The following is a 23,586-nucleotide window of genomic DNA, read 5'->3' as shown; positions in this document are numbered from 1 at the left end:
CCCTCTGCCCTGCCGGGCATCCCCCCCTCAAGGGGGGAGATTGGCAATTTCACTGGTCGTCACCACCCTTGGTGAGAAGATCGTCGGCAAGCGAAATCGCCGTGCGGCGGTCGGCTTCGCCGGCGGCGGCAAATGCCTCTTCCTGCATGCCGCGGATCCACGGCTGGTCGCTCGGCGAGGCGCGTTCGAGCGCGGCGGTCATCATGGCCAGCCCGCGCACGATCTTGCCGCTCTGGAACAGAAGATTGCCGAGCGTCGCCTGGGCGCCGGCATGGCCTTTTTCGGCGGCGAGTTGGAACCAGCGGCCGGCCTGCTTGACGCTGGCCTTGACGCCGCCCTCGCCCTTCAAAAACATCTGGCCCATCTCGAACTGGGCGTTCGGGTTGCGGTAGTTGGCGGCCGCGCGCATGTAATATTCCTGCGCCGCGACCTCGTTTTCCTCGACCGGGCTGCCGGGGATACCTGTCCGGAGATAGTCGCCCAGCGCCACCAGCGCGTCGGAGACATAGCTTTCCTCCGGCGATCCCGGCTCGACATCCTGATCGACGATCTCGGAGAAGAATTTGAAGGCCGCATAGTCGTCGCGCGTCACGCCGTCGCCTTCGGCGTACATGCGCGCGAGCTTCCAGGTGGCGCCGATCTGGCCGTTCTCGGCGGCGTATTTATAGGCCTCGACCGCCTGTTCCTTGTGGCCGCTCTTGTAAGCGGAGAAGCCGAACTGGAACACGGCCCATGGGCTCGATTGCGGCTTCACGCCGGTCTTGTCGTCGAACACCTTGTCGTCGAAGGCCATGGCCTGGCCCACGGCGCCAAAGATCGCAACAGCGACCAGTGCCGGAAGGACAGACGACCTCAACAACTCAGATATCCGCATAGCAATGTGTTTCTTTGGCACCGCCCGGATGGGTGACCGCGCCGTCGCGGGCAGGCCCTACCGTTTGTGCGTATTTCCAGATCGCGCCCGACTGATAGTCGGTCGTGCGCGCCTTCCAGGCCTTCGCCCGCGTTGCCAGTTCGGCCTCGGACAGGTCGACCTCGATCGTGCCTTTGGTTGCATCGATCGAAATCACATCGCCGTCTTTCAAGAGCCCGATCGGGCCGCCAACGGCAGCTTCGGGCCCGACATGACCGATGCAGAAACCGCGCGTCGCGCCCGAGAAACGACCGTCGGTGATGAGAGCGACCTTGCCGCCCATGCCCTGGCCGTAGAGCGCCGCCGTCGTCGACAGCATCTCGCGCATGCCCGGGCCGCCGCGCGGACCTTCGTAACGGATGACGAGAACCTCGCCTTCCCGGTAGTTGCGGTGCGTGACCGCCTCGAAACATTCCTCTTCCGAATCGAAACACCGTGCCGGACCTGAGAATTTCAGCTCCGTCATGCCCGCGACCTTCACGATCGCGCCTTCGGGGGCAAGGTTGCCCTTCAAGCCCACGACACCGCCGGTTTGGGTGATTGGTAGGTTGGCGGGACGGACCACATCCTGGCTATCATTCCAGGCAACATGCTCCATGTTTTCGGCCAAAGTACGGCCAGTCACGGTCATGCAGTCGCCATGGAGATAGCCGTGGTCGAGCAGCGTCTTCATCAACAGCGGAATGCCGCCGGCCTCGAACATGTCCTTGGCGACATATTTGCCGCCCGGCTTGAGGTCGGCGATGTAGGGCGTCTTCTCGAAAATCGCGGCAACGTCGAACAGGTCGAACTTGATGCCTGCCTCATGCGCGATCGCCGGCAGGTGCAAAGCCGCATTGGTCGAGCCGCCGGTGGCCGAGACCACGGTCGCCGCATTCTCCAGCGCCTTCAGCGTGACGACGTCGCGCGGCCGGATGTTCTTGGCGATCAGCTCCATGATCTTTTCGCCGGAGGCGAAATTGAAGCGGTCGCGCATCTCGTAGGGCGCCGGCGCGCCGCAGGAGTACGGCAGCGCCAGGCCGATCGCCTCGGCGACGGTGGCCATAGTGTTGGCTGTGAACTGGGCCCCGCAGGAGCCGGCGGACGGACACGCCGCCTGCTCGATCTCGAGCAGTTCGGCATCGCTGACCGTGCCGACCGAATGCTGGCCGACCGCCTCGAACACGTCCTGCACGGTGATCTGGCGGCCGCGATAGGAGCCCGGCAGGATCGAGCCGCCATAGATGAAGATCGACGGCACGTTGAGCCGCACCATGGCCATCATCATGCCGGGCAGCGACTTGTCGCAGCCGGCAAGGCCGACCAGCGCATCGTAGCAATGTCCGCGCATGGTGAGTTCGACCGAATCGGCGATGACATCGCGCGACACCAGCGACGACTTCATGCCCTGGTGGCCCATGGCGATGCCGTCGGTGACGGTGATGGTGCAGAATTCGCGCGGCGTGCCGTTGGCGGCCGCGACGCCTTTCTTGACCACTTGCGCCTGGCGCATCAGCGAGATGTTGCAAGGCGCCGCCTCGTTCCAGCAGGAGGCAACGCCGACCAGCGGCTGCGCGATCTCGGCGGCAGACAGGCCCATGGCATAGAGATACGAACGGTGCGGCGCACGCGCCGGACCGACGGTCACATGGCGGCTAGGCAGCTTGGCCTTGGAAATGACTTTGGCGTCCATTCTCTTCCTTGCCGCGGGCGGTGCGGCCTGCCTCATCGCCGAGCCTTGTGGCGCGTGTCCCGAGACGAATTCGAGGTGCGCCGGGTTTATGGCGGGAAATGGGCAATTTCTTCGGGCGAGGCTGTAGCGCGGGGGTTGGTCGGGAACTGTTGCCAAAACGTCACAATTGCGAGAGGTGAAAGTGATGCGACGGATTTGCAACACCAAGTTTTCCGTCATCGCTCGATGGTCCACCCACAAAACAAAAAGGCCGGGCTATACCCGGCCTTTCGTTATAATTTTCAGAGCCTTAGAACTTGATCTTGACGCCGCCCGAAATTGCCGTGACCAGATCGTTGCCGAAGTCGTAGCTGACGTCGGTACCGGCCTCATAGCCATTCTCGTCAGTCAACGTGCCTGAGTGACCACTGGTCAGTACACCAACCGCGCCGGCCAACCGCACTTCGATGTTGGCGGTTGGCGTGTAAGCGACGCCGCCACCGAGCGTCCAGGTATCGGTCTGCGAGCCAACACCGTGCGACGTGCCGCGATCCCAAGATAGCTGGGCGGCACCACTCCACTGCTCATTGAACTTGTGGCCGATGCCGGAGGTCACCGTCCAGCCATCGCGGTACATCAGGTCGAGCGAGGTTAGCCTAACTGGAAATGGGGAAATCGTCGTGCAAGGTGCAAGGCCCTTGGTTGCTTGCGAGCAGATCGGAATGCTCTGCAGCACACTCCAGTTGACCCATTTGATCGAGCCGAAAGCGAGCCAGCCAGGCGCGATGCCTGACTGAAGCTTCAATTCCACCGAATCCGGCATAGACGCGGAACCGTAGATGTCAGGTTTACCCTGGCCGACTTGCGATAGGTCGAGCGTACCCTCAAGATTGTCCAACTTGACCTGCGAGTTATAAACGAGGCTGGCACGCAGCGCGATTTCGGGGATCTCATAAGCAAGGCCGGCGCGCCAGCCCCAGCCGGTACCCTTTAGGTCAACGCGGCCAACGGCGCCAGGCGCCAGCGGCGTGATGAAGCTTTCCTTGAAACCATAGACTTCTTGGTAAAAGACACCGCCGATAAAACGTAGCTGGCCCTTGCCGGCATCCATTTTGTAGGAGCAGGTGGCTGCGTAATTATTGCTCTTGATATCGGTTTCGATGTTGGAGAAAGAGCCGTTCCAGATGCCAGGATTCGTATGCGCGCCCCAAGGCTGCGAATAGTCAGCCATGCAGTCGACGTCTTTAACCACCTCGGCCTTGAAGCCTATGCGCGGCACCCAGTAGCCTTCGCTGTCATCAGCTGTGCTTTTGAAGTTGAGCGTCGCGTTGCCGTCGACGGCATTCTTGAGCTTGCGCTCAGGCATCACGTAGGTCGCCTCGGCTTCGGTGGCGAAGCGCGCCGGATCGAACAGAAGGTCGATGTCGTAGCCACCGCGCTCGATGCCGCCGGCATGTACGGAACCGATCAAGCCCAGCGAAAAACACCCCGCCCCCAGCAGTGTTTTAAAACGCAGATTGTTCATGGATATCCTCCCCGAAATACTAGTGGGTCAAGCTAGAACCAATTCGGGTTAACGGCGCAACAATGAATTCACATAGCGTACATGTACACCTGAGCCGGCTGCCTTTCCGGCACAGCGGCTGGTTCCGAAGCAAGGCCGAAAAACGACTTTCCGGGGGCAGATCAGCGAAAGAATTCTGTGAAACCCGTCACAAAAAGCTCAAAAACAAGCCCTTTCGGAGCTATTTGGCCCGATTGTTACATTATGGCAACAATGGGGCTGAAACTTTCCGTTTACGTCAATATTAACCTTACGGAATGCCTGTTGTTCGAGCAAAAGAACCGCCGCCAAGCACTTGCCGGCGCCTTGCGAATCCAGCGCTCAACCAGCGTCGCGCACCCTGGTCAACGCCACCGAAAGCTTCTCCTGCTGATCGCGGTATTCGTCGAGTTTTTCGCGCTCGGCCGCGACGATCTCTTCCGGCGCGCTGGCGACGAACCGTTCATTCGACAGCTTCTTGTGCAACCGCGCGATTTCCTCGGTCACCTTGGCCAGTTCTTTCTGCAGCCGCGCCGCCTCGGCGGAGAGATCGATCAGGCTGCCGAGCGGCAGGCAGACCGTCGCCTCGTTGACCACGATCTGGGCCGAGCCCTTGGGTGCCGCGTCCTCCAGCGAGATATCGCCGACCCGCGCCAGCAGCTTGATGGCGGACGCATGGCGGTCGAGCCTCTGCCGGGTCTCGACGCTGGCGCCAACCACCACCAACGGTGCGATCGCCGCCGGCGGCACGTTCATTTCGGAGCGCACGGAGCGGATGCCGGACACCAGATCGACCAGCCAGTTGATGTCGGCGGCCGCGTCCGCGTCCTCGAAGTCCGGCGACGGCCAGGCGGCGTGGCAAAGCAGCGTTGCGCGCGTCCGGCCCTCGCCCGCCGTCTGCGCCCACAACTCCTCGGTCATGAACGGCATCATCGGGTGAAGCAGCTTGTAGATCTCGTCGAGCACGAAGGCGACGCAGGCGCGGCTTTCGGCTTTGGCCGCCTCGTCAGTGCCCATGAACACCGGCTTGAGCAGTTCGAGATACCAGTCGCAAAACAGGTTCCAGACGAAGCGGTAGGCAGCCCCTGCCGCCTCGTTGAAGCGGTATGAGGTGATGCCCTCGGTGATCGCGTGCGACGCCCGGGTCAATTCGGTCAGGATCCAGCGGTTGACCGGCAACTTGGCGTCGTTCAGCCAAAAATCGTCATTGCGCGCGACCTCGTTCATCTCGGCAAAGCGTGTCGCGTTCCACAGCTTGGTGCCGAAATTGCGGTAGCCGGCGATGCGCGCCGGATCGAGTTTTACGTCGCGCCCCTGCGCCGCCATCACCGTCAGCGTGAAGCGCAGTGCGTCAGCACCAAACTCGTCGATGAGGTCGAGCGGATCGATGACGTTGCCTTTCGACTTCGACATCTTCTGCCCGTTCTTGTCGCGCACCAGCGCATGCACATAGACGGTGTGGAACGGCTCCTCGTGCATGAAATGCAGGCCCATCATCATCATCCGGGCGACCCAGAAGAAGATGATGTCGAAACCGGTCACCAGCACGTCGGTCTGGTAATAGGTTTTCAGCTCCGGCGTGTGATCCGGCCAGCCCAGTGTCGAGAACGGCCAAAGCGCCGACGAGAACCAGGTGTCGAGCACGTCCTCGTCGCGGGTCAGGATCTCGCCCGGCTTGAAGGTCTCGAGCTTGTCCTCGACCCAGGCCTTCCATGGACCTTCCAGCGCCAGATAATATTCGATCGCGGCGCCCAGCGCCTCTTCCTCGGTCTTCTCGACGAAGACCCGGCCGTCCGGCCCGTACCAGGCCGGGATCTGGTGACCCCACCATAGCTGGCGTGAAATACACCAGGGCTGGATGTTCTCCATCCAGTCGAAATAGGTCTTTTCCCAGTTCTTGGGCACGAAGTTGGTACGGCCTTCGCGCACCGATGCGATCGCCGGCTTGGCCAGCTCGGCGGCGTTTGCATACCACTGCTCGGTCAGAAACGGCTCGATCGGCACGCCGCCGCGGTCGCCATGCGGCACGGCGTGGCGATGCGGCTCGATCTTGTCGAGGAAGCCGCCGGCCTCCATCAGCTCGACGATTTTCTTGCGCGCGACGAAACGGTCGAGACCGTCGAGCTCGTCCCAGACGGCCTGGCGCTCCGGCGTCACGTCGAGCCCGGCGAGAAAATCCTCGTTATCCCTGAGCGTTATTGCCGCCTCGATGGTCAGGATGTTGATCGCCGGCAGCTTGTGGCGCTTGCCAACCTCGAAATCGTTGAAGTCGTGCGCCGGCGTGATCTTGACGGCGCCGGAACCCTTTTCCGGGTCGGAATACTCGTCAGCCACAACCGGAATTTTCCGGCCGACGATCGGCAACACGACATTCTTGCCGACCAGATGCCGGTAGCGCTCGTCGTCCGGGTGCACGGCGACTGCCGTATCGCCCAGCATCGTCTCGGGCCGTGTCGTCGCCACGGTGATGAATGTCCCAGGATTTTCCGGATCGAAAATCTCGCCCTCGATCGGATAGCGGAAGTGCCAGAGATTGCCATTGACCTCCTGCGGCTCGACCTCCAGGTCGGAGATCGCCGTCAACAGCTTCGGGTCCCAGTTCACAAGGCGCTTGTCCTTGTAGATCAGCCCTTCCTTGTAGAGGCTGACAAAAACTTCGAGCACGGCCTTGGACAGGCCTTCATCCATGGTGAAGCGTTCGCGCGACCAGTCCGCCGAGGCGCCGAGCCGCTTCAGCTGGTTGAAAATGGCGCCGCCGGACTCGGCCTTCCACTCCCAGACCTTGTCGATGAACTGTTCGCGGGTGAGATCGCGGCGATGTATCTGCTTTTCCATCAGCTGGCGTTCGACCACCATCTGCGTGGCGATGCCGGCATGATCCATGCCGGGCTGCCACAGCACGTTTTTGCCGCGCATGCGCTCGAAGCGCACGAGTATGTCCTGCAGCGTGTTGTTGAGTGCATGGCCCATATGCAGCGAGCCGGTGACGTTGGGCGGCGGGATGACGATGGTGAAGGCCTCCGCCCCCTCCTCGGCGCCGGCGCCGGCGCGAAATGCGTCCGCCTCTTCCCAGATTTTGGCGATCCTGGGCTCGACGGTCTTGGCGTCGTAGGTCTTTTCAAGCATGGGAAAATGGTCCGCGCGGTCGGGAGTTTTGCTGACCCGGTGTAAATCGGAAGGTTTTGGCCAAGTCAACCGCGAGGGCGGCCTCAGTCCTTCAACGCAAATAGGCGGGGCCCTGGTCATTTCAACGGGAAGGCCATGCCTGCACCTTCATCGTCAGCGATCCCGACGGTAACCTGATCGTGTTCGCGACATCGGCCGGAAGCTGACCTGCAGCGAAAGCGTCGCCCGAAGGCGGCGCCTTAATCCGGAACGGGCTATGGTGATGTCTACTGCGCGCCGCGCGCGACGCGCTCGATTTCTTCGCGTACCAGGCGCTCGACCAGCGTCGGCAGATTGTTGTCCAGCCAGTCCTGCAACATCGGCCGCAGCATCTCCTCGGCCATCTCGTCGACGGTCTTCTTGCTGCGGCTGGCGAAGGCGTCGGAGAGCTCGCCGAAGGCGGCTGCGACCTGCCGTCCCGTATGTTCCGAAACGATCGCCGACCGAACCGGAGTTGTATCGGCCGGGCGCGCGTGCTCGCTGCGCGAAGGATGAGCCTCGAAAGCCGGCTCGGCAGCGAGATCGTCTTCGAAAGCCTCGACCTCCGCGATTGCTGCCTGCCGATTTTCAGTCTCTGGCTGCCTGATCTCCGGCTGCCGTACTGTCTCAGCCGGTTTTGTCTGATTGCCAACCGCCGCGATTTCGCGGCGCCAATCCGTGACGATCGAGTCGGTGGTTTCCGCCTTTGCCCGCACTGCAGCTTCTGCCCTGACGGCGGGAGCAGGCTCGCTGGCTATCCTGGCGCTCACTTCCGCCAGGGTCATCGGAGCATGCGCGGGTGGCGCGGCGGTCGTGGCATTTGCCGCAATGGCAGGCTTCACTGGCGACGGCTCGGAGCGCGGCTCCGGCCGCGCAACCACCGGCTCGGCCAGTTGGGCCTGCACCTCGGCCAGCGTCACCGGCTTCTTGCTTTCGGTCGAGCTGTGCAATTCGCTGCGGAATGCCTCGACATCCGAAACAGGCCCGGCGGCCGGCACAAGGTCCTGGCGCAACTCATCGGCGTCGCCCGGCAGCTTGCGGCCGGTGTCGCTGTCTTCGATGATCCTCCTGATGGAAGCCAGTATTTCTTCCATGGAAGGTTCGCGCTGTGCGCTGCTTGCCGTCGCCATCGTCACATCCGCCGCCCCCGCGCATGATCCCGAAAATCGATTTTCGATTTTCGAAGAGGATCAGGCGCAAATCAAAGTTCTACAGCGTCCTTTGCGCATCCATCGGACGCGTGGCGCTGTAGTGACCCGTTCCTGGATTCCTGTCCGGCAAAGCCGGATACGAATCATGGCGACAGCGTAGCCGACGGATCGCCATCCGAGAATCCCCAATCTCGGAAGACGCCGGATTTCAACAATTTAGGCTACAAAAGACAAACGCCGCGCATCCATGGGAAGCGCGGCGTGAAATGCTTCAACCCTGGCGGGATTTGAGCCGCCCAGGTGGGCTCAACGACCGTCCGGCGTACGCAGCCCGATCCATTTGTCCTTGACGGCTCTGTAGTGCTCTTCAGGCTTGTACTTCACCACATTCAACGCCAGGCGATCGGCCGACAGGCGGCCCATGGCCGACAGGATGGCGTAGCTGGCTACAACCACATCGCGCTCGGAGCTGGCGAGGTCGATCTTTGCCGAGATGACGGCGTTCTGGGCATTCAACACGTCGAGCGTGGTGCGCTGTCCGACATTGCGCTCCTCGATGACGCCGTTGAGCGCCAACTGTGCGGCCGCGATCACCTGCCGATTAGCGTCGACGCTTTCCCGCGCTGCGATGTATTGCGTCCATGCCGAGGTCACGGCCTGGCGCACCGAGTCACGGCTGACATCCACCTCGATGCGAGCCTGGCTGAGCGATTCCTTCGACTGACGAACGAGTGCGGAGGTACGGCCGCCCGAATAGATCGGAACGGTCAGCGTCGCGCCGACCGTGGCGGCATTGGAGTCGCCGTCCGAATTCCCCGCGCCAGGTACAGTATTTTGATAGGCATGGGAAAGGCCGGCACTGGCAGTCAACTGCGGCAGCAACGCACCTTCCTGCGTCTTTACATCAAATCCCGCTGCATCGACGGAATGTAGGGCGGCCAGGATGGCCGGATGCTCGTTCGATGCAATGCCGATCGCCGCCTCGAGACTCCTCGGCAACAGCTTCGCCAACGGCGACGCGGCCTTGAGCTTGCCCGGCTCGTCACCGACGATCTGATGATAGGTTGCTGCACTGGCCAGAGCCTGCGCACGGGCAGCACTCAATTGCGCCACCGCGGCCGAACGAGACGCGTCGGCCTGCGCCACATCGGTGCGCGTGCCCTCGCCGACCTCGAAGCGCGAGCGTGCCGCGCGCGCCTGCTCGGTCAGGAACTGCAGATTCTGTTCGGTCAGCACCGCCACCTGGCGGTCGCGAATCACGTCCATATAGGCGCTCGCCGCGTTGAACAGCGTGTTCTCTTCGGTGTTGCGCAGGCCCTCGACCGAGGCCCTCACCTGTGCAGCGGCCGACGCGACCCTGTTCTTGGTCTGGAAGCCGTCGAACAGCGTCTGGTCAATCCGAACGCCGAAGCTGCCGGTGGTCAATGCCAGGCTCGCGTTCCTGCCGTTTAGGTGCCTGGAGGTGTAATCGATGTCAGCCGAACCAGTGATCACCGGGCGATAGCCCGACTTGGCGATCGCCACGCCCTCATCGGTGACGCGCACGCCGGCACGGGCCGAATTCAGCGAGGAATTGTTCTGGTAGGCCTTGGAAAGCGCGCCGAGAATGGTTTCCGCCGAGGCGGCTATCGGCGAAAGCGCTGTCGCGGAAATGAGGACGGTAACAAACAGACTCTTGGCTAAGGACGGCACTTTATATCCCTCATTCGTTTTGCACGGGAACCACGCCACGCCAGCCCATCCCTAGGGATCGGCCAGCGCCGCGTCGATCTATCGTTCCCCCGCTGACAGCTCCCGAAACCCCGGTTAACCAATCAGCAACGATTGTTCAATCGTAAGCCAACATGACAGAGTCTTTGCTGCAAGGCAAAATCACTTAGAACTCGAAGGCATGAATGCGTTCAAATCCGGGTAGTGGCTTAATTGCCGCATTAAATGCCCGTCTTCCGGTTACAACCCCCCCTGCGTTGAAAAAGAGCCGGGCTACGCCCGCATTGCCCTGCCCTTCCACAGCCACCAGCCGGCCGCCTTCGGCAAGCTGGTCAAGCAGCGCCGCAGGCACTTTCTCGACGCTGCCGCCGATGAGAATCACATTGTAGGGCGCCTTGGCGGCATGACCTTGCGGCAGTGGGCCGGTGACCACCGTGACGTTATCGCAGCCCTGCGCCGAAAGCGCCGCTTTGGCTGCTTCCGCCAGTGCTGTATCGCTTTCCAGCGCCACGACGGATTTGGCCAACCTGGACAGCAGCGCCGCGGAATACCCGGTGCCGCAGCCGACATCGAGCACCGAATCGCCAGCGTCGATCTCGGCCAACTGCAAAAGCTTGGCCAATGGCGACGGCTCCATGAGGTAGCGCGCACCGCTGCCATTGGTGCCGTCGGAGATGCGGATATCCTCGTCAATATAGGCGAGAGCCTGTTGGCCGGCCCCGACAAAGGCCTCGCGCGGCACGGCAAGCATGGCATCGAGCAATGCTGCGTCGGTCACATCCGTGGTGCGGACCTGGCCGTCGACCATCTTGACGCGAAGTTCGGAAAAATCAGCGCTCATGTCCCAACCAATCCGTCAAAAAGCCAATGCGCTGAAATGCGCTTGTCGCGCCGACACTGCGGCGCATTCGCCCGGAACTCAAGCCCCCGACATGCGGGAGCTGAAGCGACTGGAGGCCTCGCCCGGAATCGAACCGGGGTGCAAGGATTTGCAGTCCTCTGCGTAACCACTCCGCCACGAGGCCTCATCGCTCCCGGCGAGCGAACTCAATATGGTGGCAGCGAAAGGTCGTCAAGCGTGCGCGCGGCATTCCGGCGTGCTTTCCTCATCAGCCTCCGCAACGTGGTTCCCGAGCGGTTTCAGCGGCTGGCGCCGGCATATTGGCCGCTCGTCAAGCATGGCTGCGCGACCGGCGAAACTCGAACCCGCAGCTTTACGCAGCGGGTGCAAACCGGCTTTCACCGCATATCGCGCGCGGCTGGCACCAGCAGTTGCCGTTCTCAAGGAGATCTTGAGGGGGAAATCTGCGACGGGCTGGAAAAGCGAAGCGGCCGCTCCGGGATCGCGCGCCATCGCTTTCAACTTGGCCGGCGACGCCGTTCCCACCAGACGACGAACCGGCGCCGCAGGCGGCGCACCGCGGCAAATTCGTAGGAAAGCACCAAAAGGCCGAGCGGAATCATCCAAAAGCCGAGAATCGGCAGGAAGCCGAGAAGGCCGAAAAACACCAGAACGATACCGATGGCGATCCTCAGCCCGCGCGAGCGCGGCATGGTGAACTCGCGCCCGAACACCGAGATTTTCCGCGCCGGTGCCTGGTTTTCGTCTGCTGCAGTCATGTCGAAAGTCGATCCGGTTGCCTTCGATAAAGCCATATGCGCTAAAGGCTGCAATCGCCGTTCAGGTTCCGCCGACCAAGGTCCGACGGCGCCCAAGACGGCTCATATGTGGTGTCATCCGGCGATTGCCAGAAACCATTGGGTGAAAATGCGCTAAAAAATGCGAAATGCTTCTTTGCAAAGCCGAAAAGGGTTTGCTATAGGCTGCGCCACTCACATGAGAGCCTCTATTCCCCGGTAGCTCAGTGGTAGAGCAACCGGCTGTTAACCGGTTGGTCGCTGGTTCGAATCCGGCCCGGGGAGCCAACATTTCCAAACACTTACTGAAGTTAGCGGCTCGACCGATTTGGCAACCCAAGATCCAGGGCAACAATTGGGGCAACAATCTTCCCTGTGATTAATCACGAAGGCTCATTGAACTCCTGCAATTTCGCGCGCGAAAGTCCGCCGCCCGACAAACAGGAGTGATTCGCGACAATGGGGTTCGAGGTGGAAGACCTGTCTAAGGTCGCCAATGGCCTCGCCCTGCTCGTCCCGGGTTTGCTCATTCTCTACGTGCGTGCACAATTCCTCACTGGACGCACCCCCTCTCATACCGAAGCCCTGCTCTCCTACTTGGTAGTGACCGTCATTTATTATGCGGCGGTCCTGCCGCTGTTCGCCCTAGGCATTCATAAGGACTCAGCGCCGTGGTGGGTCTGGATTGGATGGGCCGGCCTGATCATCATCGTGCCCATGGCCATCGGCCTTCTACTCGGACTAGGGCACAAAAGGGATGGTATGGAACAATTTGTGAGAAACTGAACCTTGAGGTCGTCCACACCATGCCGACCGCATGGGACTGGAAGTTTGCCCAGCGGACCGAGCATTGGCTCATCATCACGTTGAAAGACGGCACTGTCTTCCATGGATATTACGGGCGCCGGTCGTTCGCTTCCTCCGACAACGACCGCGACATTTACGTCGAGCAAATTTTCAGTCGGGGCAGAGGCGGCAGCTGGGTGCCGATGCCAAATGGCCTTTGGGTCCAGGCATCAGAGGTGAGCACCCTTGAGTTCTTAGACATTGATCGAACGGAGGAAGGAAATGACTGACAAGAAAGGGACGACCAAGACGGTACAACAGGCTGCCGTCAAGAAGGGCTACTCCCCGACCAAAAGCAATGTGCAGGGCGGGTATAAGCCGGTTTCTGGCGGCGGCGCGCCGAAGGTGACGCCCACCACCAGCAGTGGCGGGAAAAAGAAATAGGCGCAAGCGTTTCGGGTACGAAATGATACACCCGGCCGCCAGGGAAAGGCAGCGGCGATGCGGGTGAATTGGTTCTTGCTACTGTTGAGGTTACGGAAAAGGGCAATAATGGGCGTATACGCAGACTTGCTCAATCTTGCAGTCGCAGCCGTTGCACTGGTTGTCTCGGCGGTGGCCTTAGGTTTTTCCATCTTCTTTTGGTACCGTCAGTTTCGGCCGATTGTAACGGCAATGGTTGAGACGCACCACGGCGGCACTGAAGGGATCGCGTATGACCTGGTCATCCTTAACTCCGGATCGATCCCTGCAAAGAACATAAGGCTCCTTGTTACCGATCAGGCAGCGCTGCGGGCGGCGTTGGGCGCCGGCGCCAATGACGAGAACAAGGGCCGATGGTTGGCTTGTTTCGAGCCTTCCAGCGTGATCCGTCTCCTCCAGAACGGTGCTAGGACCTCATGTTCCTTTGGTCTAACCCATAGAGATCCGCGTCAGAGCTTTTGGATTGCACAGGCCGAGTTCCTAATTCAGATCGAGTATGAAGGTTGGTTCGGAGAAAAATATAGAAGAGACCGGCCGAACATGTTGCAGATCGCCGATTCTGAAAGTTTTACAGGCGGAATGTGGGGACCGGTCAAGACAGTCGCAGTAAGCCGGCGCGCCTAAAAGGCCCGCCACCGTGAGGCAGCGGGCCAAATGTAACATTGTTACGGTTCAAGCACCTTCGTGCGCTCGGCCGCCGCCTTCCCCGCCGCCCCATATGAAGCCGGGCCAGTCACAGTCTACGGCGTCTTGCTCATACTCGTTATCGTCGTGCGGCTCGTCGTTGATGTCGCCGCCGTGCTCGTTCTCCTCCTCGCGCTCGCCGTCCTGGGCGTGCAACTCCAGTTGGCTGCCATATCCCCATCCGAGGCTTTCCTCGAGGTCAGGATCCGGGCTCATGGCGTCGAGCAGGTCAATCAGCCGCTCGATCGAGGTGGCGATTGCCACGGCGCATTTCAGGTTGATGGATGGTCATGATGTAGGCTCTCTGGTTTCGGCTTCTCACGGCCGGTTGCCAATGGACAGCACTGGCGCCGGGAGGGTGAGAACATGGCCAGAGACCATGCGCGAACGGCCTTTCCCTTTCGGGTCTTGTATAGCCGCCGCTCTCCCCGCATAGTGCTGCCGTTCGCTCCGACGGCTAAGTCGGCTCGTTCTACCCGTTGGCAATATCAATCCTTGCAGGGATCGCCCCGCCAACGCTCTGGGTGCAAATAGCCCGGCAGGGCCATCCGCGGGAGTTCTCACGCTCCGCCGATGATGATGCGCCGACATCCTTAAAAATTCAAGCACGCCCTTGCGGGGGCGCAGCTTGCGCGCGATGCTTCAGCCATGAAAGCGATGCTTTGTTCGTTGGTGATGGGTGCGACGATCTGCACCGCGGGCGCCGAAACTACTAAGCGGGAGGCGTTCGAAGCCTGCCTTGGCGCCGGGATCGACCGGTTCAAAGGCCTCTGCGAGCCGGCCGACCTACTGGCCAGGGCAATCCTCTTCGAGTGCAACCCGCAACTCACCGACCTCCTGATATCGATGCCGCTGGGGCCTAGCAATGATAGAGTCGCTTTGGCAGAGAAGCACCGGCGGGACAAAACCGAAGAGGTCTTAACCCTCTTGCTAGAGCACCGGCTGCAACATCCCTGTCGGTAGCAACAGTCCGCGAAAAGGGGAATTATCCCATGGTCGATGATGTATATCTGCAAGCCTACCGAGACGGCGGCTTGAATGCCGTCAACGATCTTCTCAAGGAGCATTTCCCGACCGACCGCGATCGGGTGATGGTCATGGAGGGTCTTCAGGACACCGGCTATTGGGCGATCACCTGGCATGAGAAGAAACACCCGGACGGCGGAATGTACCGCGATTTCGGACGTGTGAAGGCGTACCTCGGCGACGGGGACGAATAGGATTATCCGGCCGCTTCATGCCCTTTGGCGCCGGCTCCTATCGGCCGATATGCCTTCGCAATTGCCTTAAAGGGGCAGTCCAACGCCAACTCTTCGAGCGCTTGAGCGCCTCCATCTCCATCTTCATAGCGTCCCTTTCAATCGCGAGAGCCTGTACTTCTACCGCAAGCGCCTCGGCTCGGCCGTCATCTGGGGCAGCGGGGGGAGGAGGTGGTGTGGGCGGCGAGTCGGGTGTAGCCAGGTTTTCGAGACGGTCGAGCGCAAGTCGGTTCACGGCGTCGGCTGCGGCTTCCCGAATGAGCGCGGTCCAGCCATCGGGATCGACACACATGATGTCCCAGAAGACCTTTTGTTCCAGGTGTCCTGTCGGAATGGCGACCCGTAGCGGCGCCGGAAACCAGATCGACGTCTCACACGCTTTGATGAAGCCCGTCAGCCTCGCGAATCCGGAGTCTCTGAGGTTTTTCCACTTAGCGGAGAAATGCAGGCACGTAGGAAGGCGAAGGTAGCGCACGGCGGCGAAGCCCTTTGTGAGCACGATCCGACGCCAGATCTCCCAGTCTCCCGCCCCGTTCACATCTTCTGGCCACACCGTCCGCTCTGCAAGAGCGCTGGCGCGATATACGACGCCTGAGGCCGCTATCGTGTTCCCTCTCGCCATGAATTGGCGCCGCTCTTCGGGAAAAAACAGGTTGGTAAGATCAGGACCGCAAATGCCGTCGGTCGAGACCCAGAGGACCTGGCCGTAGACAAGTGCCACCGACGGATCGACGAACTGGCCGCGCATGAGTGCAAGATGATCCGGCATCATCAGGTCATCGTCGGCGGCGAAGGCTATCAATTCCCCGCGTGACGATCGAAGCGCCAGATTTCGATTGGCATAGCCAAAGTGAGGCGCCTTGGGGAAATCAAACCAACGAATGCGCGGGTCGGAAAAGCTTTTCACGACCGCTTCGGTCTCCGGTGCTGCACCGTCGCCAACGACCAGAAGCTCGAACGATTGCTCCGTCTGCGCCAGCACCGACTGGATCGCATAGGCAAGAGAGTCGGGACGATTATGGGTCGGCATCAGAACGCTGAAGAGCGGCGGAGCGTCGTCTACCATCCCTTGAGGCCGCCAAAGTCGACCGGGATCAAATCGGTATCCAGCGGCAGCCGGTATTTGTCGGGATTGGCGTGGTCATATTGCATTGTAGGAAAATTGATTGCTCTAACGTCCCTCGCGCCGATGTTGTGGTCCGCGTGCCAGACGAATCTGGGGATGTTCATCAGGCGTGGCCGGGCTGAAGACAGAACAATCCGAAATACCTGTCCGCAGGTGCTCGACTCGGGCCTTGGGTCATACAGGACGACCTCCATCTCGCCATCGACAACGAAGTATCGATCCTCGTGAAGCTTATGCAGCGCCCAACCCTTCACCGTTCTCGGTCGTATGGTAAACATGTAGCAAAAAACAAGCGGATCGGGATGCCAATTCCAGCGAGGGTCGTAGACCTCGGTGACGCTTCCCCTGTCGTCGAGGTGAGCGGTCATGTCGTGAAACGTCACGCCGTCGGGGACCTTGCCGATCGGCTCGCCGGATCGAACCGTCTCCTGATCCTTCTGGGCCCCTGCCAATGTCTTATCGAGAATGCTCTGCGTCATAGGACTCATCCAATCTAACTAGCTTTGGCAGCGCTCCTCATGCCCTTCTTTTAACTGTCTTTCAACGGCAGCGTGGAAGGCCACGCAATCAAAGAGGACGGCACTGTAGCCAATTTCTCCGATTGGAGAGTGGAGCGGAACTGCCGTTTGACTTTCGGTTCGACGACATCACCCGGCTGCGCCAACCGCTGCCGGCGTCTTGCTATACCGCAAGCGCAAGGCCCTTGCGCTTGCGGTAGCCGTCATAAACACGCTGGGTCACGCCCTTCATGGTCGGGCCGTCGGCAGGATGGTTGGAGTAGCCGCGTTCGTGCACCAGCACGAGGTCAAGGCTTTGCTTCTCGCGAGAAACAGCCATGCGAGTTCCTTTCCGCCAACTGGCGGGCTGGACGAAGCGCGCGCGAGCAAATATCAGACGGCCGGGCGGGGTATTACTTTGCGGAGGAAACAACTTTGGACCGTCTCGAACAGTTGCGGAGAAATATCGACAAAACCAGCATGTCGATAATTGAAATCGGGCCGTTCTTCAGCCCGATCGCTCCGAGGGCGGACGGCTGGGATACGACAATAGTGGACTTCCAGGACGGCGATGCTTTGCGCGAGATGGCCCGTGGTCACACGGCCGAAGTCATCCGCAACAAGGTTGACGAGATTGAAAATGTCGACATCGTCTGGACCGGCCAGCCCTTGGACGAAGCCGCCCTGGCCGTCCGGTCGGATGGTTTTGATTGCCTCATCGCCAGCCACGTGATCGAGCATACGCCGGACCTTATTCGCTTCCTGCAGCAATGCTCCCGCCTGTTGAAGCCGGACGGCATCATTTCGCTGGCCGTTCCCGATATGCGAAAATGCTTCGACCTGCTCAAGTCTCCCACCAGCCTGCGCGAAATTCTCACCGCCTACCGGGAAGGCCGCATCAGGCATTCACCGGAAGCGCTGTTTGAGGGGCGATGCTCGGCGGCGACACGGGGCGGAAAGTCGGCGTGGATCAAAGGCGATCACTCGCCGCTCGGCTACGCCCACAGCCTTGAAGCGGCATGGACGGAATATCAGGGCGACCTTAAAGGCGACATGTCCGACAGCAGGCCCTATGTCGACAACCACGCATGGTTCTTCACGCCGGCGATGTTCGAGCTGGCGATTTTCGAGTTGAACGCGCTCAAGCTTGTCAACTTTAAGATCGCCTTCATCGAAGAGAATATCGGTTCGGAGTTCGTGGTGCAGCTGCGCCGCAGCGACACCCATGCGGCGCTTTCCAACGACGCCCTAAACGCCGTCCGCATCAAGCTCGCTCTGCGGCATCACGCGGAATTCGATGCCGAAGTCGGGCCGGATTATCGCGAAATCCAGCCGGTGAAGATCGAGCGGGAAATCGTCAAGGTGCCGGCCGCCAGAGACACCATCCCCACGCGGGAACTGGTTAGCCTGCTGGCAACACGCATCCGGCGCAGGGTCGGCCTGGACTAGTTGATCAGGCCGTGCGTCCGCAGAGCGTCTTCTAGCGTCTATTTCGGGTTCATCGGGAACCAGGCGTCGAGGTTTTCCCCGGCTGCCTTGCAAACCGGATGGCACGTTCCGGGTTCTCCCGGATCGCCTTCGAAATCGCGTCGACGCTTCGAATTTTGCCCTTCACAGGGGTCAGCGTGTCGGCACCGCCGAGCGCCTGGGCGAACATGTCGACAAGCTCCTGCCGGCGGCGCCACTCGCGCGTGCGGCGGTCCAGCATGCCTTGAGCAAGGCCGCCATGCTTGCGGGCCATGTCAGGCGCTTGAGCGGGGTTGATGGCTAGCACTTTCGTTGCCCTTGCGTTGCCCCAGATAAATTATCGACGCAGACGATGCGGCAAGAATGGCTGATTTGCAAGGGTTCGACGGGTGAGAACAACCGGTTTGAAGCCGGATGGGCGCTAGTGTGCGCTATTTTTTGACGCTTAGCAGCGGGTGAGAAAAAGTCGCGTTCCGAGCAGGAGCATTGGGCGGTTTTCTCAGAACTCAGTTTCAATGCAAACAGGGGCAATGAGGAGCCTCGCGCGCGGTGGGGGATAATTGGCCGGCTGATGCGCTCCCGGCTGTCAGATCGCAGCCAGGCTGCAGCCTCATCGATAGCGGCGCTATGTTCGTGATCAGTGGTCATTAGGCCACCGCGTCTCGCTGGTCGACGCGGGCCTTCACCCAAGCATCTAAATCAACCTCGACAAAGGCGCGCCGACGGGGCGAAAGGAACACCGGCTTAGGAAACCGGTGCTCCTTGATCATGCGGTCGATGTAATTTCGAGAGTACACGATCCCCTTTGAGGGGCGTTCACTGAAGGCGACAAGAGTTTGCATTGGAGTGCCTTACGTTGCTATCGAAGGCCTCATAGCGTAGTCATTTCAGCGTCGGGAAATACACTTCTTTGAAGAAATTTTGTGCGAACAAACCCGCGTGCTGGTTTAGAGCGCAATCAGCACTGGCAAATCAGGATAGCTTGCTTTTCTCTTCATCCCTATAAGCGATGATGCGAGTGACGATCGACTTGCGAGGCGGCGCGGCGCCAAGGAATAGCTTGGCACCGGTCTCAATGAAATTGGCAGTAGGGCTGCCGGCGCTCCCCGATATCTTATATGAGCAATCGGCACTTTAAACGCCGCGCACCAGAGCCGAGCAAGGCCACGTATGAGCCCATCGATCTCGGGCTGCTCGTTTTTCGTCGGTCGACCTTCCAACCATTTTTCCATGCCGTCAGCCATAGCGGTCACGCTCGCAAGCAGGCGGTGAAGCACCCGTTTAGCGATCTCGACGTCACCCTCGGTGAACTCAGCCGGAACGAGGCATGCGTTTAGTTCTTCTTCCGACATGGGGACCGGAGCTGCGTCGTCCCAACTATCAGGCAGGCGCACACCCGCCCCAAACTCGGTAGCCGTCGACAACTCGAGCTTTTGGCTATCCGAATACTGCACGGTGGACGACACCGCCTCCTGGAGCCTTTTCCATTCATCGACGGTCCCTTGATGTGTCCTTTTTCCGCCGCTCGGCCGACCAATGAAACGTATTTGCAATGTCGTGCAGCTTCGTTCTCAGCCAATCGCCATGAGGCATGGAAAACCCTTGGGATTCCAGCATTGAAAGGATCTCTCGTTCGGCTCGCTCCGAGAAATCGTGCTGATAGTTGAAATTGAGGGTCATTGACCGGCCGCCTTTATCTGGATGACATTGTTGGCCGTCTTGCGGCCTGTCAGCGCCACAAGCGCGCCCTCCCAGCGCGTCAGGGCGTCTCGCTTCACCTTGAGGCGGTCAGACTGGTTGTACGTCCTGACTAGCGCCGTAGGCACATGCCCGATGACAGCCTCGGCAACCTCGCCCATCACGTCGAGCTCGGACAGCCGGGTGCGAACCGTCCGGCGGATGTCATGATTGACCCACGCCGGCAGCTTGGCCTCTTGATCGTCTTTCCGAAGCGCTGCGAGCATGGCGGCGTCAATCCGCAGCTTGACCTTATGGCCGATCGTCACCGGTCCCGCGCCGTCGAGCGAGCAAAGCCAGTTGCATTTCTTTAACCGCGGCAACTTGGCGATGATGCCGAGCGCTTCGTCAGTGAGAGGCACAACGTGATCGCGGCCGGACTTGAAGCGCGCCGCCGGCACAGTCAGCGTCTTGCGGTCAACGTCGACTTCGGTCCATGACGCCTGGGCGATATCGTTGAGGCGCTGGCCGGTCAGCAGCAGCAGCCGATAGACGGCGCTGTAGACGTCGCCAGCGGCCGTGGCAGTCCAGAGCGCCCCAATCTCAGCATCGGTCAGGACGCGGTCCCTTGATCCCTTCTCGCCGATGGTGGTGCGCACCTTCTTTGCCCGGAAGGGTGAGGCGGTGATCAGGTCGTCATCGACACACCAGCCGAAGAACGTCCCGATCTTCTGGGCGATGTTGAGCGCCTGCCGCTGCGCGCCGCGCGCATAGATCGGTTCGACCACTTCCATGATGTCGGCATTGGTGAGGGTGGCGACGTCCCTGCCCTTCCACTTCGGCAGGCATTCCCGGTTGAGGTCGCGCTCGTCCTCGTCGGCCTTGCGGATGCCATCGCGGCGCCGGGCTTTGATGAACCGTTCAAGGATGGTTTCGAAAGACCGGTCACGGCTCTCTGTCGCTGCCCTCGCCGCCGCCTGCCGCTCCTCGTCAGCCTGGACCTTCGGGTCAATGCCGCGATCAATGAGCGCTGCCCACTGCCTCGCCTTGGTGCGTGCCGCTTCAAGCGACATGACGTCGTACTCTCCCAGCGCGCGGCGGGCTGGCTGAGTTGCAACACCGAAACGGGCGATGTAGACAAAGCTGACTTGTCCGGCCTTAAGCTTTGAACCGTTGGACGGCTCCTTGTCGGTTACGCGGACGCCCATGCTCGGGACTTGGGCATCCATGATCACGTATCGCTTGCCAGGAGCAGCCGGCTTCAAAGCCTTCAGGCGGTTGTCGGTCAGGGTCTCGCGGGGCATTAGGGCTCTCCGGGGCAACGTCGGGGCAACAGGATGCAACTGCTGCCTATGTTGCCCTGTGTGCTCTAATGTGCAACAGGAAAGCTGAAATCGTTATGAAACAAGGGGTTTTTCAGGAGTGGAACAACCGGGATATGGCGCTGGTGGGCTATCCCGAGAGCGGCTGTTAACCGGTTGGTCGCTGGTTCGAATCCGGCCCGGGGAGCCACCGCCTTTTCTAAGCCGTGGTGCGATCTTGTACACTACAGCGCCATTGTCCGCGCACTTCGGTCCGCTTAGCTTCTGCCAGAACGGCTTTAACAGCTACGAAGCCGATCGAGGCAGTTTGGTGGGCATCGCGCCCCTGCCCTCGCCCGAAGGCAGCCTGATAACGCCCGGTATCATCTATGAAAATACCAAATCGGGAGGACGTTGGTGCAAACCAAGAAGATCATCAATGACGGCAATCGGGCCGTCGACGAGATGCTGGAAGGCATCCTGGCTGCGCATCCCCGCCATCTCAAAGCCGTTGACGGAAGCCCGCGCTCGATCATCGCCCGCGATGGACCGCGCCAAGGCAAGGTAGGCCTCGTCATTGGTGGCGGCTCGGGCCACGAGCCGAGTTTTCTCGGCTTCGTCGGCAAGGGGCTGGCCGACGCGGCGGCGATCGGCAATGTCTTCGCCTCTCCGCCGCCCGACCCGATCCTCGAATGCGCCAAGGCGGCGAGCGGCGGCGCCGGTGTGCTGTTCATGTACGGCAACTATGCCGGCGACGTCATGAATTTCGACATGGCGGCCGAGATGGCCGCGATGGACGACATCGAGGTGCGCACGGTGCTGAGCACCGACGACGTCGCTTCCGCGCCCGTTGGCGACAGGCACAAGCGGCGCGGTGTCGCAGGGAACTTCTTCATCTTCAAGGCGGCAGGCGCCGCCTGCGACCGCATGTTGTCTTTCGATGAATGCGAACGCATTGCCGGGAAAGCCAACGACCACACCTTTACCATGGGCGTCGCATTGGCGCCCTGTTCGTTGCCGCAAACCCGCCGGCCGAATTTCGAAATCGGACCCGACGAGATGGAGATCGGCATGGGCATCCATGGCGAACCCGGCATCGCACGCGGAAAACTCAAAACGGCCGACGAGATCACTGACGAAATGCTGGACAGGATTCTCGCCGAGATGGCGCCGGCACGCGGCGAGAAGGTCGCCGTGCTGGTCAATTCGCTGGGTTCGACGCCGCTGATGGAACTCTACATCATGAACCGGCGCGTGAAGCAGAGGCTTGACGATATCGGTGTATCCATTCACGCAAGCTGGGTCGGCAATTACTGCACCTCGCTCGAAATGGCCGGCGCTTCGATTACGCTGCACCACCTCGACGACGAGTTGCAAACGATGCTCGACCACCCTTGCGACTGCGCCATGTTTCGCGCCGGGTAAACTTGGCGAACGGCAAGGAACAAGAGATGACGACAATCGACACCACCCGCCTTGCCGCGATGTTCGCGGCCATCGCCGACGCTATGTCAGCCGACCGGGATCGGTTGTGCGCGCTTGACGGGGTAATCGGCGATGCCGACCACGGCATTGCGATGGAGCTTGGATTTTCCGCGGCACGCGATGCGGTGGCCGCATTGGATACCGGCACCACCGATCCGACCATCTTGCTGAACACGGCGGCGAAGTCGTTCCTCAATGCCGTCGGCGCCTCCTCGGGCCCGCTCTATGCCACGGCATTCATGCGCGGCGCGGCCGCCGTCAAGGGCAAGGCGACGCTCGACGACGCCGACGCGGTCGCTATGTTCCAAGCGATGGCCAGAGGCATTCAGGATCGCGGCAAGGCCGAGCCTGGCGAAAAGACGATGATCGATGCGTGGGCGCCGGCCGCGACGGCTGCGGGCGAGGCACTGGCCGCCGGCAAGGGGCTGGCCGGCAGCCTCGCGGCTGCAGCCGAGGCGGCAAAGGCCGGCGCGGAGGCCACCAAGGCGATGATCGCCACCAAGGGCCGGGCCTCCCGCCTCGGCGAACGCTCGCTTGGCCATATGGATCCAGGCGCGGCGTCCGCCGTAACCGTCATCGAGGCGATGCGGATCGCCTTGACCGGCTAGGTCGGGAGCGGATCCTCAGCGCTTCGCGTCGAGCTTGTCGACAGCCTGCACGTTAGCGGCAGAGGGACCGTTCGGATCGAACTCCGAGGCCAGCCAGGCGTCGGCGATCGATTTGGCCAGTTCGGGGCCGATGACGCGCGCACCCATGGTGATGATCTGGGCATTGTTGGATTTCGCAGCGCGTTCCGCCGAATAGGTGTCGTGGGTTAGCGCGGCACGGATTCCGGGCACCTTGTTGGCCGAGATGCTGACGCCGATGCCGGTGCCGCAAAACAGGATGGCGCGGTCGTAATTGCCGTCGACAATTTCGTGGCCGACCGCAGCGGCAATATCGGCGTAGAATCCGGCCTGGCTGAGATCGACGACCTGCAGTTCTGGCTTGGTGGCGAGATGCTTGGCGATGACATCGAGCAGCGGCTTGCCGGCGCTGTCGGCTCCGAGTGCGATCTTCATGGCAATTAAC

Annotated in this window: 27 protein-coding genes and 2 tRNA genes; 11 read left to right on the top strand and 18 right to left on the bottom strand. The window is 61.0% G+C overall.

Annotation, left to right across the window (positions count from 1 at the left end):
• Positions 1-49: 49 nt before the first annotated feature.
• The 5 genes from NKJ78_RS21165 to NKJ78_RS21145 form a co-directional block, all read right to left on the bottom strand.
• Positions 50-874 (bottom strand): tetratricopeptide repeat protein, encoded by an 825-nt coding sequence (locus tag NKJ78_RS21165; RefSeq protein WP_023714413.1) that lies wholly within the window; start codon positions 872-874, stop codon positions 50-52.
• Entirely contained in the window at positions 861-2,585 is a 1,725-nt protein-coding gene (gene ilvD / locus NKJ78_RS21160; RefSeq protein ID WP_352459119.1) for a dihydroxy-acid dehydratase, read from the bottom strand. The genes NKJ78_RS21165 and ilvD overlap by 14 nt, the downstream gene beginning before the upstream one ends.
• Before the next feature lie 289 nt (positions 2,586-2,874).
• Positions 2,875-4,089: an OmpP1/FadL family transporter gene (locus NKJ78_RS21155; protein WP_023701680.1), complete on the bottom strand. Its 1,215-nt coding sequence runs from the start codon at positions 4,087-4,089 to the stop codon at positions 2,875-2,877.
• A gap of 360 nt (positions 4,090-4,449) precedes the next feature.
• The gene (locus tag NKJ78_RS21150; protein ID WP_352459120.1) at positions 4,450-7,233 is read right to left on the bottom strand and encodes a valine--tRNA ligase; all 2,784 of its coding nucleotides are present in this window, start codon (positions 7,231-7,233) and stop codon (positions 4,450-4,452) included.
• A gap of 266 nt (positions 7,234-7,499) precedes the next feature.
• Positions 7,500-8,381 (bottom strand): PopZ family protein, encoded by an 882-nt coding sequence (locus NKJ78_RS21145; RefSeq protein ID WP_023833794.1) that lies wholly within the window; start codon positions 8,379-8,381, stop codon positions 7,500-7,502.
• Here NKJ78_RS21145 and NKJ78_RS21140 point away from each other — a divergent pair.
• Positions 8,323-8,562 carry a hypothetical protein gene (locus NKJ78_RS21140; RefSeq protein WP_196814986.1) on the top strand — a complete coding sequence of 80 codons (240 nt, stop codon included), beginning with the start codon at positions 8,323-8,325 and terminating at the stop codon, positions 8,560-8,562. The genes NKJ78_RS21145 and NKJ78_RS21140 overlap by 59 nt on opposite strands.
• Before the next feature lie 146 nt (positions 8,563-8,708).
• Here NKJ78_RS21140 and NKJ78_RS21135 read toward each other — a convergent pair whose 3' ends face one another.
• The 4 genes from NKJ78_RS21135 to NKJ78_RS21120 all read right to left on the bottom strand — a co-directional run bounded on the left by NKJ78_RS21135 (position 8,709) and on the right by NKJ78_RS21120 (position 11,732).
• Positions 8,709-10,094 carry a TolC family outer membrane protein gene (locus NKJ78_RS21135; RefSeq protein WP_023667706.1) on the bottom strand — a complete coding sequence of 462 codons (1,386 nt, stop codon included), beginning with the start codon at positions 10,092-10,094 and terminating at the stop codon, positions 8,709-8,711.
• 184 nt (positions 10,095-10,278) lie between these two features.
• Positions 10,279-10,953, bottom strand: coding sequence for a protein-L-isoaspartate O-methyltransferase family protein (locus NKJ78_RS21130; protein WP_023744773.1), 675 nt, complete (start codon positions 10,951-10,953; stop codon positions 10,279-10,281).
• 110 nt (positions 10,954-11,063) lie between these two features.
• Positions 11,064-11,137: transfer RNA gene (locus NKJ78_RS21125), tRNA-Cys, on the bottom strand.
• Positions 11,138-11,471: 334 nt separating this feature from the next.
• Positions 11,472-11,732, bottom strand: coding sequence for a PGPGW domain-containing protein (locus NKJ78_RS21120; protein ID WP_031203994.1), 261 nt, complete (start codon positions 11,730-11,732; stop codon positions 11,472-11,474).
• Between the two features lie 231 nt (positions 11,733-11,963).
• Here NKJ78_RS21120 and NKJ78_RS21115 point away from each other — a divergent pair.
• The 5 genes from NKJ78_RS21115 to NKJ78_RS21095 all read left to right on the top strand — a co-directional run bounded on the left by NKJ78_RS21115 (position 11,964) and on the right by NKJ78_RS21095 (position 13,643).
• Positions 11,964-12,038, top strand: a tRNA-Asn gene (locus NKJ78_RS21115).
• 171 nt (positions 12,039-12,209) lie between these two features.
• On the top strand, positions 12,210-12,536 hold the full coding sequence (locus tag NKJ78_RS21110) for a DUF6338 family protein (RefSeq protein ID WP_023739022.1): 327 nt from the start codon (positions 12,210-12,212) through the stop codon (positions 12,534-12,536).
• Positions 12,537-12,556: 20 nt separating this feature from the next.
• The gene (locus NKJ78_RS21105) at positions 12,557-12,826 is read left to right on the top strand and encodes a DUF6338 family protein (RefSeq protein WP_023739023.1); all 270 of its coding nucleotides are present in this window, start codon (positions 12,557-12,559) and stop codon (positions 12,824-12,826) included.
• Positions 12,819-12,980 (top strand): hypothetical protein, encoded by a 162-nt coding sequence (locus tag NKJ78_RS21100; protein ID WP_023739024.1) that lies wholly within the window; start codon positions 12,819-12,821, stop codon positions 12,978-12,980. Before NKJ78_RS21105 ends, NKJ78_RS21100 begins: the two co-directional genes overlap by 8 nt.
• Before the next feature lie 108 nt (positions 12,981-13,088).
• A complete protein-coding gene (locus tag NKJ78_RS21095; protein WP_023749168.1) occupies positions 13,089-13,643 on the top strand; it encodes a DUF8453 domain-containing protein in 555 nt (184 codons plus the stop codon).
• A 48-nt stretch (positions 13,644-13,691) separates the two neighbouring features.
• Here the strand turns inward: NKJ78_RS21095 and NKJ78_RS21090 are convergent, their stop codons facing one another.
• Positions 13,692-13,967: a hypothetical protein gene (locus NKJ78_RS21090; RefSeq protein ID WP_023739026.1), complete on the bottom strand. Its 276-nt coding sequence runs from the start codon at positions 13,965-13,967 to the stop codon at positions 13,692-13,694.
• Between the two features lie 384 nt (positions 13,968-14,351).
• Between NKJ78_RS21090 and NKJ78_RS21085 the strand changes: the two genes are divergently transcribed.
• A complete protein-coding gene (locus NKJ78_RS21085) occupies positions 14,352-14,666 on the top strand; it encodes a hypothetical protein (protein WP_023739027.1) in 315 nt (104 codons plus the stop codon).
• A 29-nt stretch (positions 14,667-14,695) separates the two neighbouring features.
• Positions 14,696-14,923: a hypothetical protein gene (locus NKJ78_RS21080; protein WP_023739028.1), complete on the top strand. Its 228-nt coding sequence runs from the start codon at positions 14,696-14,698 to the stop codon at positions 14,921-14,923.
• Positions 14,924-14,960: 37 nt separating this feature from the next.
• Here NKJ78_RS21080 and NKJ78_RS21075 read toward each other — a convergent pair whose 3' ends face one another.
• From NKJ78_RS21075 to NKJ78_RS21065, 3 genes are all read right to left on the bottom strand, one after another.
• Positions 14,961-16,028, bottom strand: a complete 1,068-nt coding sequence (locus NKJ78_RS21075) for a glycosyltransferase family 2 protein (RefSeq protein ID WP_023681671.1) — start codon at positions 16,026-16,028, stop codon at positions 14,961-14,963.
• Positions 16,022-16,567 carry a cupin domain-containing protein gene (locus NKJ78_RS21070; RefSeq protein ID WP_023681672.1) on the bottom strand — a complete coding sequence of 182 codons (546 nt, stop codon included), beginning with the start codon at positions 16,565-16,567 and terminating at the stop codon, positions 16,022-16,024. The genes NKJ78_RS21075 and NKJ78_RS21070 overlap by 7 nt, the downstream gene beginning before the upstream one ends.
• A 202-nt stretch (positions 16,568-16,769) precedes the next feature.
• Positions 16,770-16,925, bottom strand: a complete 156-nt coding sequence (locus tag NKJ78_RS21065) for a glycosyl hydrolase 108 family protein (protein ID WP_023739029.1) — start codon at positions 16,923-16,925, stop codon at positions 16,770-16,772.
• Positions 16,926-17,020: 95 nt separating this feature from the next.
• Between NKJ78_RS21065 and NKJ78_RS21060 the strand changes: the two genes are divergently transcribed.
• Positions 17,021-18,034 (top strand): class I SAM-dependent methyltransferase, encoded by a 1,014-nt coding sequence (locus NKJ78_RS21060; RefSeq protein WP_352459121.1) that lies wholly within the window; start codon positions 17,021-17,023, stop codon positions 18,032-18,034.
• 49 nt (positions 18,035-18,083) lie between these two features.
• Here NKJ78_RS21060 and NKJ78_RS21055 read toward each other — a convergent pair whose 3' ends face one another.
• The 4 genes from NKJ78_RS21055 to NKJ78_RS21040 form a co-directional block, all read right to left on the bottom strand.
• Positions 18,084-18,326, bottom strand: coding sequence for a hypothetical protein (locus NKJ78_RS21055; RefSeq protein ID WP_023818106.1), 243 nt, complete (start codon positions 18,324-18,326; stop codon positions 18,084-18,086).
• A gap of 373 nt (positions 18,327-18,699) precedes the next feature.
• Positions 18,700-18,894 (bottom strand): helix-turn-helix transcriptional regulator, encoded by a 195-nt coding sequence (locus tag NKJ78_RS21050; protein WP_352562624.1) that lies wholly within the window; start codon positions 18,892-18,894, stop codon positions 18,700-18,702.
• Between the two features lie 105 nt (positions 18,895-18,999).
• Positions 19,000-19,518, bottom strand: coding sequence for a hypothetical protein (locus NKJ78_RS21045; RefSeq protein ID WP_023749166.1), 519 nt, complete (start codon positions 19,516-19,518; stop codon positions 19,000-19,002).
• Between the two features lie 210 nt (positions 19,519-19,728).
• Positions 19,729-21,033 (bottom strand): site-specific integrase, encoded by a 1,305-nt coding sequence (locus NKJ78_RS21040; RefSeq protein WP_023739034.1) that lies wholly within the window; start codon positions 21,031-21,033, stop codon positions 19,729-19,731.
• 414 nt (positions 21,034-21,447) lie between these two features.
• Between NKJ78_RS21040 and NKJ78_RS21035 the strand changes: the two genes are divergently transcribed.
• Positions 21,448-22,455 carry a dihydroxyacetone kinase subunit DhaK gene (locus tag NKJ78_RS21035; protein ID WP_023667709.1) on the top strand — a complete coding sequence of 336 codons (1,008 nt, stop codon included), beginning with the start codon at positions 21,448-21,450 and terminating at the stop codon, positions 22,453-22,455.
• Positions 22,456-22,481: 26 nt separating this feature from the next.
• Positions 22,482-23,123 carry a dihydroxyacetone kinase subunit DhaL gene (gene dhaL / locus NKJ78_RS21030; protein ID WP_023706016.1) on the top strand — a complete coding sequence of 214 codons (642 nt, stop codon included), beginning with the start codon at positions 22,482-22,484 and terminating at the stop codon, positions 23,121-23,123.
• A gap of 15 nt (positions 23,124-23,138) precedes the next feature.
• Here the strand turns inward: dhaL and derI are convergent, their stop codons facing one another.
• The gene (gene derI / locus NKJ78_RS21025; RefSeq protein ID WP_023672592.1) at positions 23,139-23,576 is read right to left on the bottom strand and encodes a D-erythrulose-4-phosphate isomerase; all 438 of its coding nucleotides are present in this window, start codon (positions 23,574-23,576) and stop codon (positions 23,139-23,141) included.
• Positions 23,577-23,586 lie beyond the last annotated feature (10 nt).

The sequence above is a fragment of the Mesorhizobium sp. M0037 genome (genome assembly GCF_040323635.1).
In the GTDB taxonomy this organism is placed as follows: Bacteria; Pseudomonadota; Alphaproteobacteria; order Rhizobiales; family Rhizobiaceae; genus Mesorhizobium.
The sequence above is the reverse complement of the archived record's forward strand: the minus strand, read 5'-3'. Positions and strand labels throughout refer to the sequence as shown.